Below are 19,638 nucleotides of genomic sequence, written 5' to 3' on the forward strand. Positions count from 1 at the left end.
ATAAACTATTTTTTTATCGAATCGGATTTCTAAAAGTATATATTTTATCAACACCGACAAATGAGAAAACTAGTCCCATAAAAACCACAAGTGATCTAACCCAGTTCATCGAACTCCATTCAGATGCTAATCTTTTTAAAATTTGTGTATCTGGCAAAGGTTCGGAAAGAAACATAATATCGTTTCTTGGGTGAAAATAGATAAAAGTAAATATATCAGCCGCCAAATAAAATAAAAAAGCAATTCCTAGATATGATCTCGACACTGGAACTTTTTTCCAATATATTATAAGTGCTAACAAAGCCAATACTTGAGTAGCTGGAGAAAATATTTGAAAAAAAGTACCTGGATTTACCGTTTTAAAAAACTGCCTCGTAGCAATTATTGAATCAGGAATATTACTTTCATAAGCAACAGCATTTACTATTGAATTGAATATGTTTACAAAAAGGATACCGCTCGCAAAAGCTACGGAAGCCAGAAGAATAAATTTTCTCATTTTTTTACCATGTTAAGATTCTACTTTGTATCACTTTAAAATTTTAGCTTTTTGACAGACTCATCAATAGCAATACCTATTAAATTACCTAAAACGTTGGGGCTCTAACCATCTTGTGTATCAAGAAAAAATCGGAGACATAGGCGCAACTGAAACAAAACTTCTTCTTTTCAGAGATTACATTATTGGTTCGGTTTCAAACCGTTAATTACACCTACAAATTAAGCTGTTTCATTTTTACATATCTTATTCATTTACAACGATATGCGCAGATAAATATACATAATATTATAAAGCATCTCATAAAAAAGATAATGCAACTATTTTTTCGATAAATTCAGAATTATTTCTGTACTTAAAATGGTAGAAATAAGCTGAAAATTATAAAGTCATAAAAAAAGCAGTTCGAAGAAAGTACTAAAATACTTTTTGTAAATGATCCAAAAATGGATCAATACATATTGTTGTGGGGAAATATTAAAATCTAGATATTTGCATTTCCAAATTATTCCCTAATGCAAGATTCTTTTACCGAGATCCTAAAGTTATTACTTCCTGAAATAATAGTAGATTATTTTGAACTTACCACTTATAAAAAGGAAGATGAAACACTTCATCTTTATCTAAAAGAAATTAATTCGATACCAAAAGAACACAGAGAATCTAAATTAAGTTCAAAAGGATTCTTTGAAGAGATAACCGTTCAGGATTTTCCTATTCGTGGACATCAGGTATATCTTCACATCACTCGCAGAAGATGGCTAAATGAAGATACGGGAAAAATAGTTTTTAGAGATTGGAATTTAGTAGCAGACGGAACTCGTGTAACTCAGGAGTTTGCGTCTTTTTTAAAAGAGATCAATAGATTCCAGTCCAAGTGATTGTTCTGCCATTGCTTCTTTTTACGGAGTCTCCGGCAGGAATCTGCAATGCCAATACAAAGATTTCTTAAGTGATTTTAAAGTTTGGGATCAAATCTCACATGCGAAAAAATGGCTTCTTTTTCCAAAAAATATTGGAAAATGCTTATCAATAGACGAAACTTCTCTTTCTAATGGTGAGCTCTATACTATTTTAACCAACAAATCTGGAAAAGGCAGAAAAGGAACTATAGTAGCAATGGTTGCAGGAACTAAAGCAGAAGATGTTATTTCGGTTATTGAAAAAATCCCGCTTAAAGAACGAAATCTAGTTAAAGAAATTACTTTGGATATGGCCGGTAATATGGGATTAATTGCAAAGAAATGTTTTACTAATGCAACCCGTGTTACAGATCGCTTTCATGTTCAAAAGTTAGCGACAGAAGCACTACAGGAAATCAGAATCAAATACCGATGGCAAGCTATAGATCTGGAAAATGAGGCAATGGAAAAAGCCAAAAAGTCAAATGTGAATTTTAAACCTAAAATACTCTCTAACGGAGACACCCTTAAACAGTTACTAGCAAGAAGCCGTTACTTCTTATATAAAACCAAGTCAAAATGGACTAAAAACCAATTAGAACGTGCTATATTATTATTTGAATTGTATCCTGATATTCAAAAAGGATACAATCTAACTCAACAGCTTCGCGCAATCTTCGAGAATACAAAAGATAAAATCATAGGCTTTGCCAAACTAGCCAAATGGCACGAAAAAGTAAATCAATCTGGGTTTAAGTCTTTCGGTACAATCTCTCGTACAATTATAAATCACTATCAAACGATATTGAATTATTTTGACAACAGAAGTACCAATGCGTCTGCAGAATCTTTCAATGCTAAAATAAAAGCTTTTAGATCCAAATTCAGAGGTGTTAGAAATGTAGAATTCTTCCTCTTTAGACTAACCAATATTTATGCTTAATTTTTGTCGCTCCACAGATTTTCGTGTTGATCCCCAAAAATACGATTATAATAAATGTAGAATAAAAACCCATATAAAAGCAAAAAACCCTATCCGTTTTGGATAGGGTTTTTCAAAGAAAGGCGACGACATACTCTCCCACATAACTGCAGTACCATCTGCGCAGGCGGGCTTAACTACTCTGTTCGGGATGGGAAGAGGTGAGCCCCGCCGCAATAACCACCTTAAGGTTTTTAGTCTAAAGTCACAAGTCTTAAAGTTGTAAAGTCTTTCGACTTTTGACTTTAATCTTTCGACTTAAAGACTGCCCGCGACAGGCAAATATCTTAACATACTGAGATAAAGAAAAGTATTTTAGTTTTAGAAAGTTTCTCCCAGCCCCCTTTGTTCCCCCTTCGGGGGTTAGGGGCTGGAAAAGGGTGTACATAAGCTTACGGATTATTAGTACTACTCGACTATGACATTACTGCCTTTACATCTATAGCCTATCAACGTGGTCATCTTCCACGATCCTTAAAAGAAATCTCATCTTGTGGTGGGTTTCGCGCTTATATGCTTTCAGCGCTTATCCCTTCCAAACGTAGCTACTCTGCGGTGCCCCTGGCGGGACAACAGATACACTAGAGGTTTGTCCAATTCGGTCCTCTCGTACTAGAATCAGATCCACTCAAATTTCTAACGCCCGCAGTAGATAGAGACCGAACTGTCTCACGACGTTCTGAACCCAGCTCGCGTGCCACTTTAATGGGCGAACAGCCCAACCCTTGGGACCTTCTCCAGCCCCAGGATGTGACGAGCCGACATCGAGGTGCCAAACCCCCCGTCGATATGAGCTCTTGGGGGAGATCAGCCTGTTATCCCCGGCGTACCTTTTATCCTTTGAGCGATGGCCCTTCCATGCGGAACCACCGGATCACTATGCTCTACTTTCGTACCTGATCGACCTGTATGTCTCTCAGTCAAGCTCCCTTATGCCATTGCACTCTACGCACGGTTACCAAGCGTACTGAGGGAACCTTTAGAAGCCTCCGTTACTCTTTTGGAGGCGACCACCCCAGTCAAACTACCCACCAAGCAATGTCCCCCGCTAAACGGGGTTAGGCTTCAGATAAACAAAGGGTTGTATTTCAACAATGACTCCACAACGCCTGGCGACGCCGCTTCATAGTCTCCAACCTATCCTACACATCATTTATCCAAAGTCAATACTAAGCTATAGTAAAGGTGCACAGGGTCTTTTCGTCCCACTGCGGGTAAACGGCATCTTCACCGTTACTACAATTTCACCGAGCTCATGGCTGAGACAGTGTCCAGATCGTTACACCATTCGTGCAGGTCGGAACTTACCCGACAAGGAATTTCGCTACCTTAGGACCGTTATAGTTACGGCCGCCGTTTACTGGGGCTTCAATTCAATGCTTCTCCGAAGATAACATCTCCTCTTAACCTTCCAGCACCGGGCAGGTGTCAGGCCCTATACTTCATCTTACGATTTTGCAGAGCCCTGTGTTTTTGATAAACAGTCGCCTGGACCTCTTCACTGCGGCCCACATTACTGTGGGCGACCTTTCTCCCGAAGTTACAGGTCTATTTTGCCTAATTCCTTAGCCATGAATCTCTCGAGCACCTTAGGATTCTCTCCTCAACTACCTGTGTCGGTTTACGGTACTGGTACTAATTACCTGAAGTTTAGAGGTTTTTCTTGGAAGCCCTTAGGCGCACTATCTCTTTGTCCGAAGACTCCGAGTACTATCGTATTTCCCCAAAATCTGTGGATTTGCCTGCAGATCTTATAGGTAGGTACTTCAACGAACTATTCCGTCAGTTCGCGGCGCTTTCATCACTCCGTCACCCCATCACAGTAATTAGTAGTACGGGAATATTAACCCGTTAGCCATCGACTGTCCCTTTCGGGTTCGCCTTAGGACCAGACTAACCCACAGCTGATTAGCATAGCTGTGGAAACCTTAGTTTTTCGGTGTGCGGGTTTCTCGCCCGCATTATCGTTACTTATGCCTACATTTTCTTTTCTAACCGGTCCAGCATACCTTACGATACACCTTCTGCCCTGTTAGAATGCTCCCCTACCACTTAGAGTAATCTCTAAATCCATAGCTTCGGTAATATGCTTATGCCCGATTATTATCCATGCTCGTCCGCTCGACTAGTGAGCTGTTACGCACTCTTTAAATGAATGGTCGCTTCCAAGCCAACATCCTAGCTGTCTGGGCAGACAAACCTCGTTCTTTCAACTTAGCATATATTTGGGGACCTTAGCTGATGGTCTGGGTTCTTTCCCTCTCGGACTTGGACCTTAGCACCCAAGCCCTCACTGTTAGTGAACATTATACAGCATTCGGAGTTTGTCAGGAATTGGTAGGCGGTGAAGCCCCCGCATCCAATCAGTAGCTCTACCTCTGTATAACTTTATAACTAACGCCGCACCTAAATGCATTTCGGGGAGTACGAGCTATTTCCGAGTTTGATTGGCCTTTCACCCCTACCCACAGGTCATCCGAAGACTTTTCAACGTCAACCGGTTCGGTCCTCCACTGTGTGTTACCACAGCTTCAACCTGCCCATGGGTAGATCACACGGTTTCGCGTCTAACACTACTGACTAAAGCGCCCTATTCAGACTCGCTTTCGCCGCGGATCCGTGGCTTAACCACTTAACCTTGCCAGCAACGTTAACTCGTAGGCTCATTATGCAAAAGGCACGCCGTCACCCCACAAAAGGGCTCCGACCGCTTGTAAGCGTATGGTTTCAGGATCTATTTCACTCCGTTATTCACGGTTCTTTTCACCTTTCCCTCACGGTACTGGTTCACTATCGGTCTCTCAGGAGTATTTAGCCTTAGCGGATGGTCCCGCCAAATTCAGACAGGGTTTCACGTGCCCCGCCCTACTCAGGATACCACTATCTATTACATTTATTACCCGTACGGGGCTGTCACCCTCTATGGCGTCACTTTCCAGTAACTTCCGGTTCTGCATGCATAAAATGTCGTGGTCCTACAACCCCAGCACTGCCGTAACAGCACTGGTTTGGGCTAATCCGCGTTCGCTCGCCACTACTTACGGAATCACTTTTGTTTTCTTCTCCTCCGCCTACTTAGATGTTTCAGTTCAGCGGGTTTGCCCACCTATCGGTGTACTATGTCTTCAACATAGTGGGTTGCCCCATTCAGGTATCTGCGGATCAATCGGTGTGTGCCCGTCCCCGCAGACTTTTCGCGACTTATCACGCCTTTCTTCGCCTCTGAGAGCCTAGGCATCCCCCATACGCCCTTATTTTGCTTATTGTACCAGCCTTAAAATTAATCAAGACCGTTTTTTTTTGTCTTTTGTTAGTTGTATTGCTACTATAACAAAAAACGCTTTCTACTTTTTATTATTTTCTTATCTCAATATGTCAATGAACTTTTTTCTAGTGATTAGTCCTTAGTAATTAGTGATCAGCTTTTGACTAATTACTTTTACTCTTTACTATTCACTTGAATAGTGGAGAATAACGGAGTCGAACCGTTGACCTCCTGCGTGCAAGGCAGGCGCTCTAGCCAGCTGAGCTAATCCCCCATTTTTCAATCTTAGATTGTAGAATTCAGATTTTAGATTTCTTAATTCTTCTCTAATTTCTTTTGGCGAATCCCAACTTCCAGAATTTCCTTTTTTAAGTTAAATAGTAGTCCCGGGCAGACTCGAACTGCCGACCCCTACATTATCAGTGTAGTACTCTAACCAGCTGAGCTACGAGACTCTGTTTTACTTAATTTTCATTTTTTTTTAAATTAACAGCAAGAGTAATTGAATCTTGTGATTCAGTTCCTTTAGATAGACATCTTTTTTTCCCCATCGTGCAATAATGCTAACAAATGGGGCTCTAGAAAGGAGGTGTTCCAGCCGCACCTTCCGGTACGGCTACCTTGTTACGACTTAGCCCTAGTTACCAGTTTTACCCTAGGCGACTCCTTGCGGTCACCGACTTCAGGCACCCCCAGCTTCCATGGCTTGACGGGCGGTGTGTACAAGGCCCGGGAACGTATTCACCGGATCATGGCTGATATCCGATTACTAGCGATTCCAGCTTCACGGAGTCGAGTTGCAGACTCCGATCCGAACTGTGACCGGTTTTATAGATTCGCTCCTGGTCGCCCAGTGGTCGCTCTCTGTACCGGCCATTGTAGCACGTGTGTAGCCCAAGGCGTAAGGGCCGTGATGATTTGACGTCATCCCCACCTTCCTCACAGTTTGCACTGGCAGTCTTGTTAGAGTTCCCGACTTGACTCGCTGGCAACTAACAACAGGGGTTGCGCTCGTTATAGGACTTAACCTGACACCTCACGGCACGAGCTGACGACAACCATGCAAGCACCTTGTAAATTGTCTTGCGAAAAGTCTGTTTCCAAACCGGTCAATCTACATTTAAGCCTTGGTAAGGTTCCTCGCGTATCATCGAATTAAACCACATGCTCCACCGCTTGTGCGGGCCCCCGTCAATTCCTTTGAGTTTCATTCTTGCGAACGTACTCCCCAGGTGGGATACTTATCACTTTCGCTTAGCCACTGAAATTGCTTCCAACAGCTAGTATCCATCGTTTACGGCGTGGACTACCAGGGTATCTAATCCTGTTCGCTACCCACGCTTTCGTCCATCAGCGTCAATCAATTAGTAGTAACCTGCCTTCGCAATTGGTATTCCATGTAATCTCTAAGCATTTCACCGCTACACTACATATTCTAGTTACTTCCTAATAATTCAAGTTCAGCAGTATCAATGGCCGTTCCACCGTTGAGCGATGGGCTTTCACCACTGACTTACTAAACCGCCTACGGACCCTTTAAACCCAATGATTCCGGATAACGCTTGGATCCTCCGTATTACCGCGTATTGCTGGCACGGAGTTAGCCGATCCTTATTCTTACGATACCGTCAAGCTGATTCACGAATCAGTGTTTCTTCTCGTACAAAAGCAGTTTACAATCCATAGGACCGTCATCCTGCACGCGGCATGGCTGGATCAGGCTTGCGCCCATTGTCCAATATTCCTCACTGTCGCCTCCCGTAGGAGTCTGGTCCGTGTCTCAGTACCAGTGTGGGGGATCTCCCTCTCAGGACCCCTACCCATCGTTGCCTTGGTAAGCCGTTACCTTACCAACAAGCTAATGGGACGCATGCTCATCTTTCACCGTTGTGACTTTAATTATAAAATGATGCCATCCTATAATGCTATGAGGTATTAATCCAAATTTCTCTGGGCTATCCCTCTGTGAAAGGCAGATTGCATACGCGTTACGCACCCGTGCGCCGGTCTCTATCTCCGAAGAAATATACCCCTCGACTTGCATGTGTTAAGCCTGCCGCTAGCGTTCATCCTGAGCCAGGATCAAACTCTTCATCGTATATTGTGTGTCTTAAATAAATCAAGACTAATTATTATGCGATGTTTTCTCTATCGGTTCCTATCGAATCTCTCGATTCTATTACTCTTATTCTTTTGTCTCATCCTGCGACGAGACGGCTGTCAATTCAATATGTCTACGAACGTGTTTCTTTTTTTGTTTCCCTTGTGTTGCAAAGCGGGTGCAAAAGTAGTCAGTTTATTGACATTTACAATACTTTTTATTGATTTTTTTTTCAATCTTTTTTAAAACTTTTTCTTAACTTTCTGATAATACAAAAGTTATACATTGATATTTTTTATAAATACTAAAGAATTTTCTTATTTTTTAGTATTTCAAGTCAAAACAACATTTAAAAAAACACTGGTTTTACCAAATTAATAAATACATCTACACTATTATCCGAGATTTCTAAAACCAAATATTCAAAAAACATAGAATAGAATATAATTTACGTTTTAACAAATCTATTAAGAGTAAATTTTCGTAAATCTACTTATACATATCCTTAAAGTAGCAATCATGGAAAGCTCACTCACATTCCTTATGAAAATTCTACAGATACTCGCCGGAAAATACGGCATGACCTGCACTTTAGAAGAACTCACTAGTCTTCTTAATCCAATCTATAATATTTCGAGAACATCAACACATAATACATCGACTGAAAAGCAAAACCAAGCAAGAGTATTAGAAGCTTTACTATTTTTAAATGATGAAGGACTTATCTTTTTAAATTCGGATGCTGACATAACTACAATAACAATAAAAGGTCTTATTAAAATAAATGATAAGGTCTTATATAATTAACTCCAGTTTAAGAACGGTATAATGTTTCATCGCGAAAAGAAATCATAAGAGCATCTCCATTAACTTTATTAGTTTTCTGTAAAAAGAGCAAAAGGAAAAATGGTTTAAATGAAAAACAATATTTATGGGCAGTTTGAACCTGCTTCTCATCCACTTTAATAAATAAACAGCACGTCACAACCAAATATTCTTTAAAAAATTTGAACAGCTTAGATTTGAACTGTTACAAACATCTGCGTCCTGTAAGTTATTTACGAGCTGTTTCTGGCGATTCGTACCAAAAAGGATCCAAATATGATTCATCAGGTTTGATTGGCTCCCATCGAGAGACCTGCAATAGCTCTGCTTCCACTTTAACCTTTTGGAGTTATAATTTGGTAATTTCCGCTTAGATGCATCAAACTGAAGAGATACATTAATCCGTCATAATAAGGATCAAAATAACCATCTTCGTAAGGTTCAAGTCTGGCGTTCCAAACAGCGTGAACAAAATCTATACTTGCTTTATCTTTGTTTACCAATGATACTGTAGCCGCTGTTGCTACTAAACCAATGGAATGTCTTAGTTTTTTAACAGGACCAGCCTGGAGAATAAAATCAGGAGCAGAACCATCTAGATTAAATTGATCTTCATAAGTATCTAACCCTTTTGATCGCAGGAAATTTTGAAATTTTGCCGCATACTCTTCCTGCCATTTTTTATCTTGTCCGTACCAAGTATAATCCATCACAACATTCATAGGAACGCGCCAGGAATCGTATCGAAATGCTGGCGGCATCCAAGGAGTTGGATGCGGTTCATCGCTAAACTCGGTGTAATCTGAATTTAAACCTGTTACAGGATGACAGGCTTTATGTAAAAAATTACGAGAAACATCGGCGCATTCTTTATAAAACTGTTCATGTCCGTCTTTGGCATATAATGCCCATATTTCGTAAAATGCACGAACATGATAAGAAGGATCTGTCCAATTGTACCCACTGCCCTCTGGCACAAAAGAAATCTGCTTATGTTCGGTATTAATAATATTATGAACATTCCCTGTACCATCTTTTTTCCACATGGCATCTAAGATCTTTCTAGCTTCTTTGTAATAATCAATTCCTGTATTATTTCCCCATTTATTGGAAGCAAAAAGCAGGCTGGTTATATAATACAATTCTCCATCTGAAGCAGAACCAGGAGAATTCTGTTTTTTGGTCAGCGGATTTACACTCCAGGCAAAATAACCTTCTCTTGGACCATCCTGATGTTGCATATATTTAACCGACCATCTCCAGAGACGATCAAAAACATCTTTTTTATTGAGTTGAACGGCGATCATCATTCCGTATGACATTCCTTCGGTACGAGCATCTTTATTTTTAACATCCGAAACATATCCTAACGAATCTCCTTCTTTAAAATAAACTTTATCTGGACCTTCAAAAATATCATAATAAGCTTTAGCTAATTTTTTGTCGATATCAATTTGACTGTAACCTGCTTCTTTAAAAAGATTACGGTATTGAGGTCTTTTAAATTCTGATTTGTCTGCTTTCTTTTTATTTTGACTAATGACCAAAAGCGGAATAATCAATACAAAAATCAATAGCAGAAGTCGAGTTCTAATTAGGTATTTATATGTAAAATCTTTAGCTATAACCATGTTTATTATTTTACTAGTTAATTAAAAAAAATGTGCACTTTGGTATCTTTCGTTTAATTAGAAAAATTAAATCTGCTTTTTTACTTTATCTTACTTACACCTTCGGTAGTCTGTACTATTTTTTGAATAGTACCGTCTTTATTATAATGCATATAGTCAACACAAATTGATCGCCTGTAACTGCCTCCAGTTGGCAAACTCCCGTTGTGGTAAAAAAAGTATGATTTTCCTTTATAGTCAATAATGCCGGGATGTGTGGTAAAACTATTCTCTACATTTTCCTGAATAATTCCCTGATAGACCCAAGGTCCTGCTACATTTTTTGCGGTGCAGTATTCTATCATTTCTGGCTTTGTCCCTTCGCTCGCATATACTAAGTAGTAAAGTCCTTTTCTTTTATACACCCAAGGTCCTTCAATATAATTTTTAGGTTTAAAAGTGGTAATTGCCCCATCTACCTCTATCATGTTCTTTTTAAGCTTTACCCATTTACAGCTTCCGTTACCCCAAAACATATAAGCTTGTCCATCATCATCAACAAAAACAGTTGGATCTATATCGTCCCAAGCGTATTTCATATCTGTTGTCATTTCATTTATTATAAGCGCTTTTCCAATTGCATCTTTAAAAGGACCTGTAGGGCTGTCTGAAACCGCTACACCTATTGTCTGCTCCGCCTTGACTTACTTCGCCTTTTTTATGAAATGTAGAAACAAACCAATAAAACTTTCCATCTCTCTCAATACACTGCGCCGCATAAGCATCTCCTGTTGCCCAAGAAAATGTGCCGGGTGAAAGCGGCTGCACCGTGGTCTTTCCAGTCTTTCATATTTGTTGTAGAAAAAACATTCCAGTCGGCCATTTTATAATTGGTATCTTCCTGCGTTGCTACATCATGTCCTGTATATAAATACAAGATTCCTTTATAAACGAGAGGAGCGGGATCTGCAGTAAAGATGTCTTTGATAATAGGATTTTGCGCTTCTGTATTTAGCGTAAATAAATAACAAAAGAACACAAACAAAATTTTACTTGAATTTTTCATTTTTTGATTTAATTAAAATAATTCGAAAATGTAATTTGATTTTCAACCGTCTTGGTGTAAACAATAAACAGCGCAGTTAAATGCGCTGTTTATCAAAAAAAACTAACTTAACTTAAACTAACCAAAATTTAAATTATCTTAATAACCAGGATTGTTATCACTTGGTTTTATTTTAGGATTAGAAGATGTTTCCCTGTTTGGTATTGGCCATAATTCGCTTTTCCCTGCAGTAAAACCTGTTCCCTGCAAAACAGTACTTGCTATACCCCATCTTATAATATCATCAAAACGTGATTGTTCTCCTGCAAATTCTACTTGACGTTCGTGAACAATAGCGGCAAAAACAGCTTCTTTTGCCGATGCGATAGTAGTTGTTAAGTTTGCTCTGTCACGAACTTCTTTGATATAAGCTATCGTCGCTGTCTGGGAACCTCCGTCTCTTTGGTTTTCACATTCTGCTTTCATAAGCAATACATCTGCATAACGCATAACTTTAAAATTAATGCTTGATCGTGTTGCTTCATCTTCTCTTGTGTAATAGTTTTGATATTTTTTCCAGCCCGCTATTCTAATACCTGCAGAGGTAGTAAAATTACTTGCTACCATTACCTTCGTTCCTTTTAAATAAGATGATCCTGGCACATAAAAAGTATCTCCAAAACGGTTATCACCTGCTTCATATGAATCTAAAAGGTCATCTGATGGATATACATTGTACCAGCTGAGATTTCCATATTCCTGTCCTCTAAGCGTAGACTCCTCAAAGCCCGTTCCACCGCTGTCACCAACAGCTCCCCATTGATCTCCAGTTCCATTTTTTTCGTCAAATTCTATCTCAAAAATTGATTCTTTCCCATGTTCCGTTTCTTCCATAAAGTTGTTGTAGAAATTACCTTTGTCTTCTAGGCTGTAACTTGTCACATTATTAAGCGTCGCTAAAGCTTCATTATATTTCTTTTGATATAACAATACCTTACCCAAATGTGCATAAGTACTTCTTTATTTGCTCTTCCTGATACTTCTGATGCTTTTGGCGAGCAGATTTTGTGACGCAAATACAAGATCTTCTTCAATCAAAGCATATACCTCTGCTTTAGGGCTTCTTGCGTTTCCTATAATAGTACCTGATTTATAAATTGGTAAATCACCAAAACGTCTTACTAATAGAAAATAATAGTATGCTCTTAAAAAATGAGCTTCTCCTAAATATTTGTTCTTTTTTTCCTGAGATAAAACAGAAATTGGAAGAGCATTGATTTTCTGCTCATTATCGAGTACAAAATTAGCTCTCGATATTCCTATATAACAAGCTTCCCAATAATATTGAATAATATCATTTCCTCCGTTAAAAGAAAAATCTTGGAAAGGTTTCTTGTTTCCTTCTAATTGCGGGTTTCCTAGAGCATCATGTCCCATAAGATCCATGGCGAAGAAAAGATTTCTGCCATAAAGTCCTCTTGTCTGAAGATTTGCATATGAAGCATTTACGGCAGACTGCACCTGTGCTTCGGTTTTAAAGAAAGTATCAGGCGATAAAGTATTAGGATTAGTTAATTCTAATTCGCTGGTTTCACATGAAGTTATAGTTAAAACTCCAGACAGTACTATAAGTATATATTTAATTTTTTTCATCATCTTTTTTTAAATATTAAAATGTAACATCAATTCCAAAAATTACCGATTTTGGCTGTGGATATCTTCCTAAATCAATACCAGCAGAATTTGCATTTGCGTCGGCACGTGCTATTTCAGGATCTAAACCTGAGTAATTTGTAATGGTAATAAGGTTCTGCCCGCTTACATAGAATCTTGCTTTTGAAAAATAACTTTTAAATGAGTCTCCTGATAATGTATATCCTAAGGCAATATTTTTTAATCTTGTATAAGAACCATCTTCAATGTAACGCTGATTTGCCGAAGACCAGTTGATATCTGCTCCCTGAGCTCTTGGTAATGTTGCTGAAGGATTTGTAACAACACCATCTACAACAATTGCTCTGTCTAAAACATCGGTGCTGGCATTAAATAAGCGGTTCATTCCTTTTAGATCAAAAGTATTCGCATTATAAATATCGTTTCCATGAACTCCTGATATGAAGCAATTGAAATCGAAATTTTTATATGCGGCATTAAGGTTTAAACCGTAAGTAAAATCAGGATAGGGATTTCCGATGTTTGTTTTATCATCTGAATTGATCACTCTATTACCATCACGGTCCACAATTTTAATATCACCAGGTTTTATAGTAGTTTGACCTGGTCCAAAAACAGCGTCTACTTCTGCTTGATTTTGGTAAATTCCATTAGTCTGATATCCGTAAAAGTAAAATAATGGCTGACCTACCTCTAATCTGGAGAAATTCTCTAAACCTGCTCTGGCAGAAGGACCTCCTAATACACTTGTTACTCCCGGCGCTAAACTCACCACTTCATTTTTACTTGTTCCCAAATTCGCTACAGCCGACCACGTAAAGTCTCCTTTTCTGTCGTTGAAACCAAGTGAGATTTCATAACCGCTTACTTTTACATCTGCAATATTTTGAATTTGAGTTCCACCGCCAGCAGACCCAACAGAAGCCGCTAGTGGAACTGCAAAAAGAATGTCACTGCTTTTATTGTTGAAATATTCAAATGAACCCGTTAGTTTTTCATCAAAAAAACCAAAATCTACACCTATATTTCTGTCTAGTTTTGACTCCCATTTTAAGTTTGGATTAGTCGCAACTCCCAAAGAAACCCCTGGTGCATTTTGTCCTCCAATTGGATAATTATAATTTGCCAGTAAAGTAGCGCTGTATTGGTAATTGTCTATTCTATCGTTTCCTGTTGTTCCAGTACTAGCTCTCAGTTTTAATGTGCTGAAAACAGAATTATGCATAAAACTTTCCTTAGCTATATTCCAGCCTGCGGCAACAGAATAAAAATTCCCCCAGCGATTATTAGCCCCAAAACGAGAAGAAGCATCTCTTCTTCCTGATACAGCTAGAATATATTTATCTTCATAATCGTAGTTAATACGGGCAATATATCCGATGTTTTTTTCTTCAAAATTGGCAGATCCTAGACTTCCTTCGTTATAACGCGGCTGATCTATTTCGTCTGAAATATAATAACGGCTTCCGGTCGCGAGATTTTGTGATTTTCCATCAATTTTAGTAATAACTCCTAAAACTTCCAGATTGTGTTTGTTTGCAATAGTAGTTTTATATGTTAAACTATTATCAAAAACGATAGTCTGTCCTTGAGAATTTGTTTCATTTGTTGCAGAAAATGCCTGCTTGTGATAAGAACCGTCCTGAAAACTCGGAACAAAAGTATGATCTTTGCTTGTGTAGTAATCTAAAGAAACTTGTGATCTGAATTTCAATCCCTTATAAATTTCTAATTCGGCGAAGATATTTCCAATTACAGATAAGTTATTAATTTTCTGATATCCCAAATTAGCCACACGAACAGGATTTTCTGCATCATTTCCATCAATAGCGCTAGGGCCTTGATAACCGCCTAAATTATTTTCATTATAAATTGGGAAATAGGGCGCCATTTTTATAGCGTGCTCTAATAATGTTCTTCCTCCAGAAGTACGTTCTGGATTAATAGTACTGAATGACACTCCAATGTTGCTTCCTACTTTTAATTTACCAATGTCCTGTGTATTATTTGCTCTAAAAGAATAACGTTCAAAACCTGTATTAACAATAGCTCCTTCTTGTTTTAAATATTCTGCAGAGTAACGGCTTGTAGAATTCTCTGTACCATTTGAAAAACTCAAATTGTAATCCTGCATAATTCCGGTTTGAAAAATCTGATCCTGCCAATTGGTGTTTATGTTCCCAAATTCAGTCGCTCTTGCCGTTAAATCACTTCCCAGATCTTTAGCATATTGAAGATATTGCTGGGTATTTAAAACATTAAATCTTTTTGTTACTTCTTGTCCCCCAACATAAGTACTAAAGGTAAGTTGTCCTGGACCTTTTTTTCCTTTTTTAGTGGTAACGACAATAACACCGTTAAAGGCTTTAGAACCGTATAAGGCTGTAGTAGAGGCATCTTTCAAAACAGATATACTCTCGATATCATTGGGACTCAGCCCAGAAAGGTTGCCAGTTAAAACCCCATCAATTACATACAAGGGAGCACTGTTTCCCATAGTTGCCAGACCACGAATATTAACCGTAGGATTGGAACCCGGCGCACCATTTACAACGGTTACCCCTGCGGCGCGTCCTTGTAAAGCTGATTCAGCATTTGTAAGCGGTACGGCGACAATATCTTTAGAACTCACAGTTGACACTGCTCCTGTAATTTTTGTTCTTTTTTGAGTACCATAGGCAACTACGACTTCATTTAAATTTTGTGTGGATTGAATTAGAGTAACATTAATTGAATTTCTTTCGCCTACTGTAATAGTTTGTGAAATTAATCCAACAAAGGAATACGTTATTTTATCGGTAGGACTAACTCCACTTAAGGAGTACTTACCGTCAAAATCTGTTGATGCGCTATTCTGCGTACCTTCTACATTAATACTGGCACCCGGCAATGGAAATCCTGAGGGGTCGCTAATCACGCCATGAATGGTCTTTGATTGTGCCAATATGCTTTGACTGCCTGCTATAAGCGACCCAATTAGTGCAATTTTAAGTTTTAACTTCATTTTAGTTTGTTTTAGTTTGGTTTAAATAGTTAATGGTTTAATTCTTCTAATTCTACTAAGGGTTTATAGTTTTTTATTCAATCATAAATTGAAAAATATGGAAGTGATATCGCTAACAAATATAAAAAAACAATAATAAAAACAATCGGTTGCATTATATTATTTTTAAATTATAAATAAAAAAATAAGCTTATAAAAACATTTAAAATATTTTTATAAGCAAAAAAATAAGAATAATTTATTTTAAAAATTAATTTAAAATGAAAAATAATAATTCAGTAGTCAATTGATAGATTTTATAAAAAAAATACAATAATAAAAATCATCTTAAACGGATGGAATTAATATATAAATGATGTAAAAACTTGTTAAAAAAAGTTAAATCACTGTTTTGTTGTAATTTATCTTACGTCTTTCTAGATTATAAAATAAAAAACAACAATCGGTTGCTAAAAATATAAAAAAATGAAGATCAAATATTTCAAAAATTTAAAAGAAAGAATATTACTATTCAATTTTATAGAAAGTACTAGAATTTAAATGTTTCCTGCATTTATACAAAAAAGCCAGCTTTAAAATTTAAAGCTGGCTTTTTTATCTAAATGAAATACTTCAATTCTCTTTTTATACGCTATAAAAAATCAATTTAATTCGTTAGTAACATCCCTCCATTATGAGGTATTTTTATTTCAATTTCCTTGTTTTTATTTATTTTCAAAGCACTTACTTTACCGTTTAACTGATCATCATCGGTATAATAATTGACTGTCGTCCCAGAAGTAAACATTTCTAATTTTAATTTTGTCTTCAATATTTTATTCTCAGCATTTATTCCAGCTATATACCACTTTGTTCCTTTTCTTCGAGCTAGTATTGCATACCTGCCTGGATATCCGTCTAAAAAGCGAACCTCATCCCAAACTACTGGTACTTCTTTCATGAATTTTACAGCCCAGTCTGGGGCATCGTAAAGATTATTTGGTGCTAAGGCAAAATGCTGTACACCGCTTTGAAAAAGAACCGAAGTCTGCTAAAGCAAATACATCAGAGGTCATTCTTTTGGAACCTTTGTTCGCAATGTTATCACTATTATAGAATTTATTTAAAGCGCTTCCTCCAAAATCCATACTTCCTACTGTATTTCTAATAAAAGTATGTGTTGCTCGCACTTACCGCTTCGTTATCACAGCTTTGCTGTCCAAAATGTAAATTTTCGCTGGCCAAAACAGCTTCACTAGAAGCAAAATTTGGATACATACGTTCCCATCCGCGTGGTAAAGTACAACCATGAAAAATAACCAGTATTCCAAAATCATTGGCGTCTGTTAAAATATCTTCGTATAATTTCATGGTGATCTGTTTATCACCGCCAAAAAAATCAACCTTAATTCCTTTTATCCCAATGCTTTTCATCCATGCCATTTCTCTGCGTCGGACTGCTGTATTATCCATTAATCCTTTTGGTCCCTGTGGAGCATCATTCCAATATCCATTAGAGTTGTACCACAAATAGAGCCCTACCCCTTTTTTTCACCGTAAACTGCTAATTCATTTATCTTTTCACGGCCAATCTGTGTGTCCCAAAGTGCATCAATCAAAATGGTTTTATATCCCATCGAAGCACTAAAATCAATATATTCCTTTTGTACTGAAAAAATGGTGTTGTTATCCATTTTCATAATCCAGCTCCAAGTGCCTTTTGTATATTGATATTCTTTTGAGGCTTCATATTTAGGTTTAACTAAATCGAATGGAATGGTAGTCTCCACAATTGGCGCAAGTGTTTCTCCAATTGTAATAGTACGCCATGGCGTTTCTCCCGTAAGCGACATCCCTGGTTCACTTGTCCCATTTCCGTTATTTTCTCCGTTCATCGGAAATCCAATGGTATATAAGCCTTTCTCATGGCCTATTAACCTGCTGGCACAATAACCGCTGTCTACACCGGTTTCTGAAATTAAAACCCATCCATTATCGTTTACTTTAAACAGACATGGAAATGTATAACCATTTCCTAAGCCATTTTTTCCAAGAACATCATCCAGCGTGTATGAGGTTTCATAACTGGGAGCTGTTCTGGCAAATCCGGTCATTGGATTACTTTGCGGACAAAGAAATGAAGTGGTTCCTTTTGGCAGTAAAAAACCTGAAACCTCTTCTTGAACAACGCAGGAAAGTGTTTCTTTTTGTGGATATAATTTGTATTTAAATGCTCGCATTATTATTACTCACTCTAAAAATCACATCAATAGCAGATTTTCCTTCTTTTGTGAATGAAAAAACAGCTTCATTAGCCTTATAATGGACACTGCTTTGTTTGATATTTTGCGGCTGATAAACATCGTCAATTTTACTCTGAGTAACATTTGTTTCTAAAGTTAATCCAGAACTAAAATCACCAGCGCTGGTTTTTAAGCCAAGAGGAGATTTCTCGATAAACGTTTTTTCATTATATGTAACACTGTACAGCGAGCATTCCATTATTTACAGAGACTGATACTGTAAGTTTTCCATCTGGACTTTTCACTGTTGACTGGGCGTTTAGTTTAAAAAAACTTACTAAACATAAGAATATAAAAATTTTAAGATTCATGATTTTTTGTGGATTTATCTTTTACTAAGGATTTTAAAATGCTTAAAGCTCTTTATTTGAAAAACGTTAAATTCAAATTTCTTATATTTTTAAATTGTACTCGAAACCTTTAGATGGAATTAATTCGTTTCTGAAATTTTATCATCAATACGGAAATAATCAAAATCAACATAACCGCCTGTTGCTTTCGCAAGCATAATTAAACAACCCAAATCGATAGCCCATAAAATGAGGAATTGTATACGGTAACTTTATAGGTTTTCCTATACTTGTCCATTTTTTTCCGTCTAAACTGTAATAAAATCTTCCTTGGTCTGCTTGGTTTTTAAAATTACATTCGGCTTTAAAATAGATTTTATCCTGATTTAGTACAACACTTTCTATCTCTTTTGGATTACCATTCTCTGTATTTACCATGATAATTCTTTTACTGCCATTATCAACTTTTACTCCGACAAGACCAAAATCTTTTTGCAGCAGCCGAAAGTCCTGCAAAATCTCCTTCTTTCATATTTGAAAGCTCCAGCATAGTAGATCCTGAACATACAGGACCAAAAGTTCTCTGGGTTAGAATGTTTTTTACCTGCGTAAAAATGGTATCAATTCTGGATGTTTTTAATCTTAAATAACCTTTTCGCTCTTTGACAGACCAATGCGAATTATCAGGATTATGATTCCACTGCCAGACCAGCGGCAGATCACTTTCTCCATTTTTTCGCATAAATTCATCTGAATTGACAATTCCGGGAATAAGACTTTTATTAGCTGGAAGGTTTAAATTTTCTGGTACTTTACCATTATCTCCCAATATTGGCCAGTCATTTTCCCATTTTACGGGAACCAGATAAGGAATACGACCTACACCTCCTGCATCTCTAAATAAGTACGAAAACCACCTGCCGTCTGGAGTATCAATAAGTCCGCCCTGTGCAACGCCTAAATCCTGAAGTCCAATTTTCCCTTCCCAAGAACCTGTGATCGAATCAGCTCTGTGTATAATTACTGTCCGCATGCCGTTTTTTGGCCAGCAAATATTGAACAAATAATATTTCCCTTTAATTTTAAAAAGCTGTGATCCTTCTGCTGGCGACATTATATTGCTTTTCGCAGGTGCATTGGCATTTTCAATTAAAACTCT

16 protein-coding genes, 2 tRNA genes and 3 rRNA genes are annotated in these 19,638 nt (G+C 37.6%); 3 read left to right on the forward strand and 18 right to left on the reverse strand.

The genetic code is table 11. The features are described 5' to 3' along the window. Positions 1-13: 13 nt before the first annotated feature. A complete protein-coding gene (locus ACZZ95_RS20555; protein ID WP_095954145.1) occupies positions 14-499 on the reverse strand; it encodes an anthrone oxygenase family protein in 486 nt (161 codons plus the stop codon). A gap of 515 nt (positions 500-1,014) precedes the next feature. Between ACZZ95_RS20555 and ACZZ95_RS20560 the strand changes: the two genes are divergently transcribed. After that, positions 1,015-1,380 (forward strand): ISAon1 family transposase N-terminal region protein, encoded by a 366-nt coding sequence (locus ACZZ95_RS20560; protein ID WP_463470450.1) that lies wholly within the window; start codon positions 1,015-1,017, stop codon positions 1,378-1,380. Between the two features lie 10 nt (positions 1,381-1,390). Continuing rightward, positions 1,391-2,344: an ISAon1 family transposase gene (locus ACZZ95_RS20565; RefSeq protein ID WP_463471723.1), complete on the forward strand. Its 954-nt coding sequence runs from the start codon at positions 1,391-1,393 to the stop codon at positions 2,342-2,344. 117 nt (positions 2,345-2,461) lie between these two features. Here the strand turns inward: ACZZ95_RS20565 and rrf are convergent. The 5 genes from rrf to ACZZ95_RS20590 form a co-directional block, all read right to left on the reverse strand. Next, a 5S ribosomal RNA gene (gene rrf / locus ACZZ95_RS20570) occupies positions 2,462-2,571 on the reverse strand. 194 nt (positions 2,572-2,765) lie between these two features. Next, positions 2,766-5,649, reverse strand: a 23S ribosomal RNA gene (locus ACZZ95_RS20575). A gap of 199 nt (positions 5,650-5,848) precedes the next feature. Next, positions 5,849-5,922: transfer RNA gene (locus ACZZ95_RS20580), tRNA-Ala, on the reverse strand. A 107-nt stretch (positions 5,923-6,029) separates the two neighbouring features. Further along, a tRNA-Ile gene (locus tag ACZZ95_RS20585) sits at positions 6,030-6,103 on the reverse strand. A gap of 127 nt (positions 6,104-6,230) precedes the next feature. Continuing rightward, positions 6,231-7,746, reverse strand: a 16S ribosomal RNA gene (locus ACZZ95_RS20590). The 16S, 23S and 5S rRNA genes sit together here with 2 tRNA genes alongside, the layout of an rRNA operon. A 546-nt stretch (positions 7,747-8,292) precedes the next feature. On the opposite strand from ACZZ95_RS20590, the gene ACZZ95_RS20595 reads away from it, so the two are divergent. Next, positions 8,293-8,556, forward strand: coding sequence for a hypothetical protein (locus tag ACZZ95_RS20595; protein ID WP_463470451.1), 264 nt, complete (start codon positions 8,293-8,295; stop codon positions 8,554-8,556). A gap of 353 nt (positions 8,557-8,909) precedes the next feature. Here the strand turns inward: ACZZ95_RS20595 and ACZZ95_RS20600 are convergent, their stop codons facing one another. The 12 genes from ACZZ95_RS20600 to ACZZ95_RS20655 form a co-directional block, all read right to left on the reverse strand. Continuing rightward, positions 8,910-10,205, reverse strand: coding sequence for a glycosyl hydrolase family 8 (locus ACZZ95_RS20600; protein ID WP_463470452.1), 1,296 nt, complete (start codon positions 10,203-10,205; stop codon positions 8,910-8,912). Positions 10,206-10,285: 80 nt separating this feature from the next. Continuing rightward, a complete protein-coding gene (locus ACZZ95_RS20605; RefSeq protein WP_463471724.1) occupies positions 10,286-10,870 on the reverse strand; it encodes a family 43 glycosylhydrolase in 585 nt (194 codons plus the stop codon). A gap of 74 nt (positions 10,871-10,944) precedes the next feature. After that, the gene (locus ACZZ95_RS20610; protein WP_463470453.1) at positions 10,945-11,250 is read right to left on the reverse strand and encodes a hypothetical protein; all 306 of its coding nucleotides are present in this window, start codon (positions 11,248-11,250) and stop codon (positions 10,945-10,947) included. 138 nt (positions 11,251-11,388) lie between these two features. Beyond that, a complete protein-coding gene (locus tag ACZZ95_RS20615) occupies positions 11,389-12,231 on the reverse strand; it encodes a RagB/SusD family nutrient uptake outer membrane protein (RefSeq protein ID WP_463470454.1) in 843 nt (280 codons plus the stop codon). Between the two features lie 18 nt (positions 12,232-12,249). Next, entirely contained in the window at positions 12,250-12,885 is a 636-nt protein-coding gene (locus tag ACZZ95_RS20620; protein WP_463470455.1) for a RagB/SusD family nutrient uptake outer membrane protein, read from the reverse strand. 13 nt (positions 12,886-12,898) lie between these two features. Continuing rightward, positions 12,899-15,907, reverse strand: coding sequence for a SusC/RagA family TonB-linked outer membrane protein (locus ACZZ95_RS20625; protein WP_463470456.1), 3,009 nt, complete (start codon positions 15,905-15,907; stop codon positions 12,899-12,901). 646 nt (positions 15,908-16,553) lie between these two features. Then, the gene (locus tag ACZZ95_RS20630) at positions 16,554-16,847 is read right to left on the reverse strand and encodes a glycoside hydrolase family 97 C-terminal domain-containing protein (protein WP_463470457.1); all 294 of its coding nucleotides are present in this window, start codon (positions 16,845-16,847) and stop codon (positions 16,554-16,556) included. Between the two features lie 203 nt (positions 16,848-17,050). After that, positions 17,051-17,416 (reverse strand): glycoside hydrolase family 97 catalytic domain-containing protein, encoded by a 366-nt coding sequence (locus tag ACZZ95_RS20635; protein WP_463470458.1) that lies wholly within the window; start codon positions 17,414-17,416, stop codon positions 17,051-17,053. Between the two features lie 8 nt (positions 17,417-17,424). Then, positions 17,425-18,126 carry a glycoside hydrolase family 97 N-terminal domain-containing protein gene (locus ACZZ95_RS20640; RefSeq protein ID WP_463470459.1) on the reverse strand — a complete coding sequence of 234 codons (702 nt, stop codon included), beginning with the start codon at positions 18,124-18,126 and terminating at the stop codon, positions 17,425-17,427. After that, entirely contained in the window at positions 18,113-18,388 is a 276-nt protein-coding gene (locus tag ACZZ95_RS20645) for a glycoside hydrolase family 97 N-terminal domain-containing protein (RefSeq protein WP_463470460.1), read from the reverse strand. Before ACZZ95_RS20645 ends, ACZZ95_RS20640 begins: the two co-directional genes overlap by 14 nt. A 277-nt stretch (positions 18,389-18,665) precedes the next feature. After that, the gene (locus ACZZ95_RS20650) at positions 18,666-18,917 is read right to left on the reverse strand and encodes a beta-xylosidase family glycoside hydrolase (RefSeq protein WP_463470461.1); all 252 of its coding nucleotides are present in this window, start codon (positions 18,915-18,917) and stop codon (positions 18,666-18,668) included. A 22-nt stretch (positions 18,918-18,939) separates the two neighbouring features. Beyond that, positions 18,940-19,593: a beta-xylosidase family glycoside hydrolase gene (locus ACZZ95_RS20655; protein WP_463470462.1), complete on the reverse strand. Its 654-nt coding sequence runs from the start codon at positions 19,591-19,593 to the stop codon at positions 18,940-18,942. Positions 19,594-19,638 lie beyond the last annotated feature (45 nt).

Source organism: Flavobacterium sp. AC267 (genome assembly GCF_979258715.1).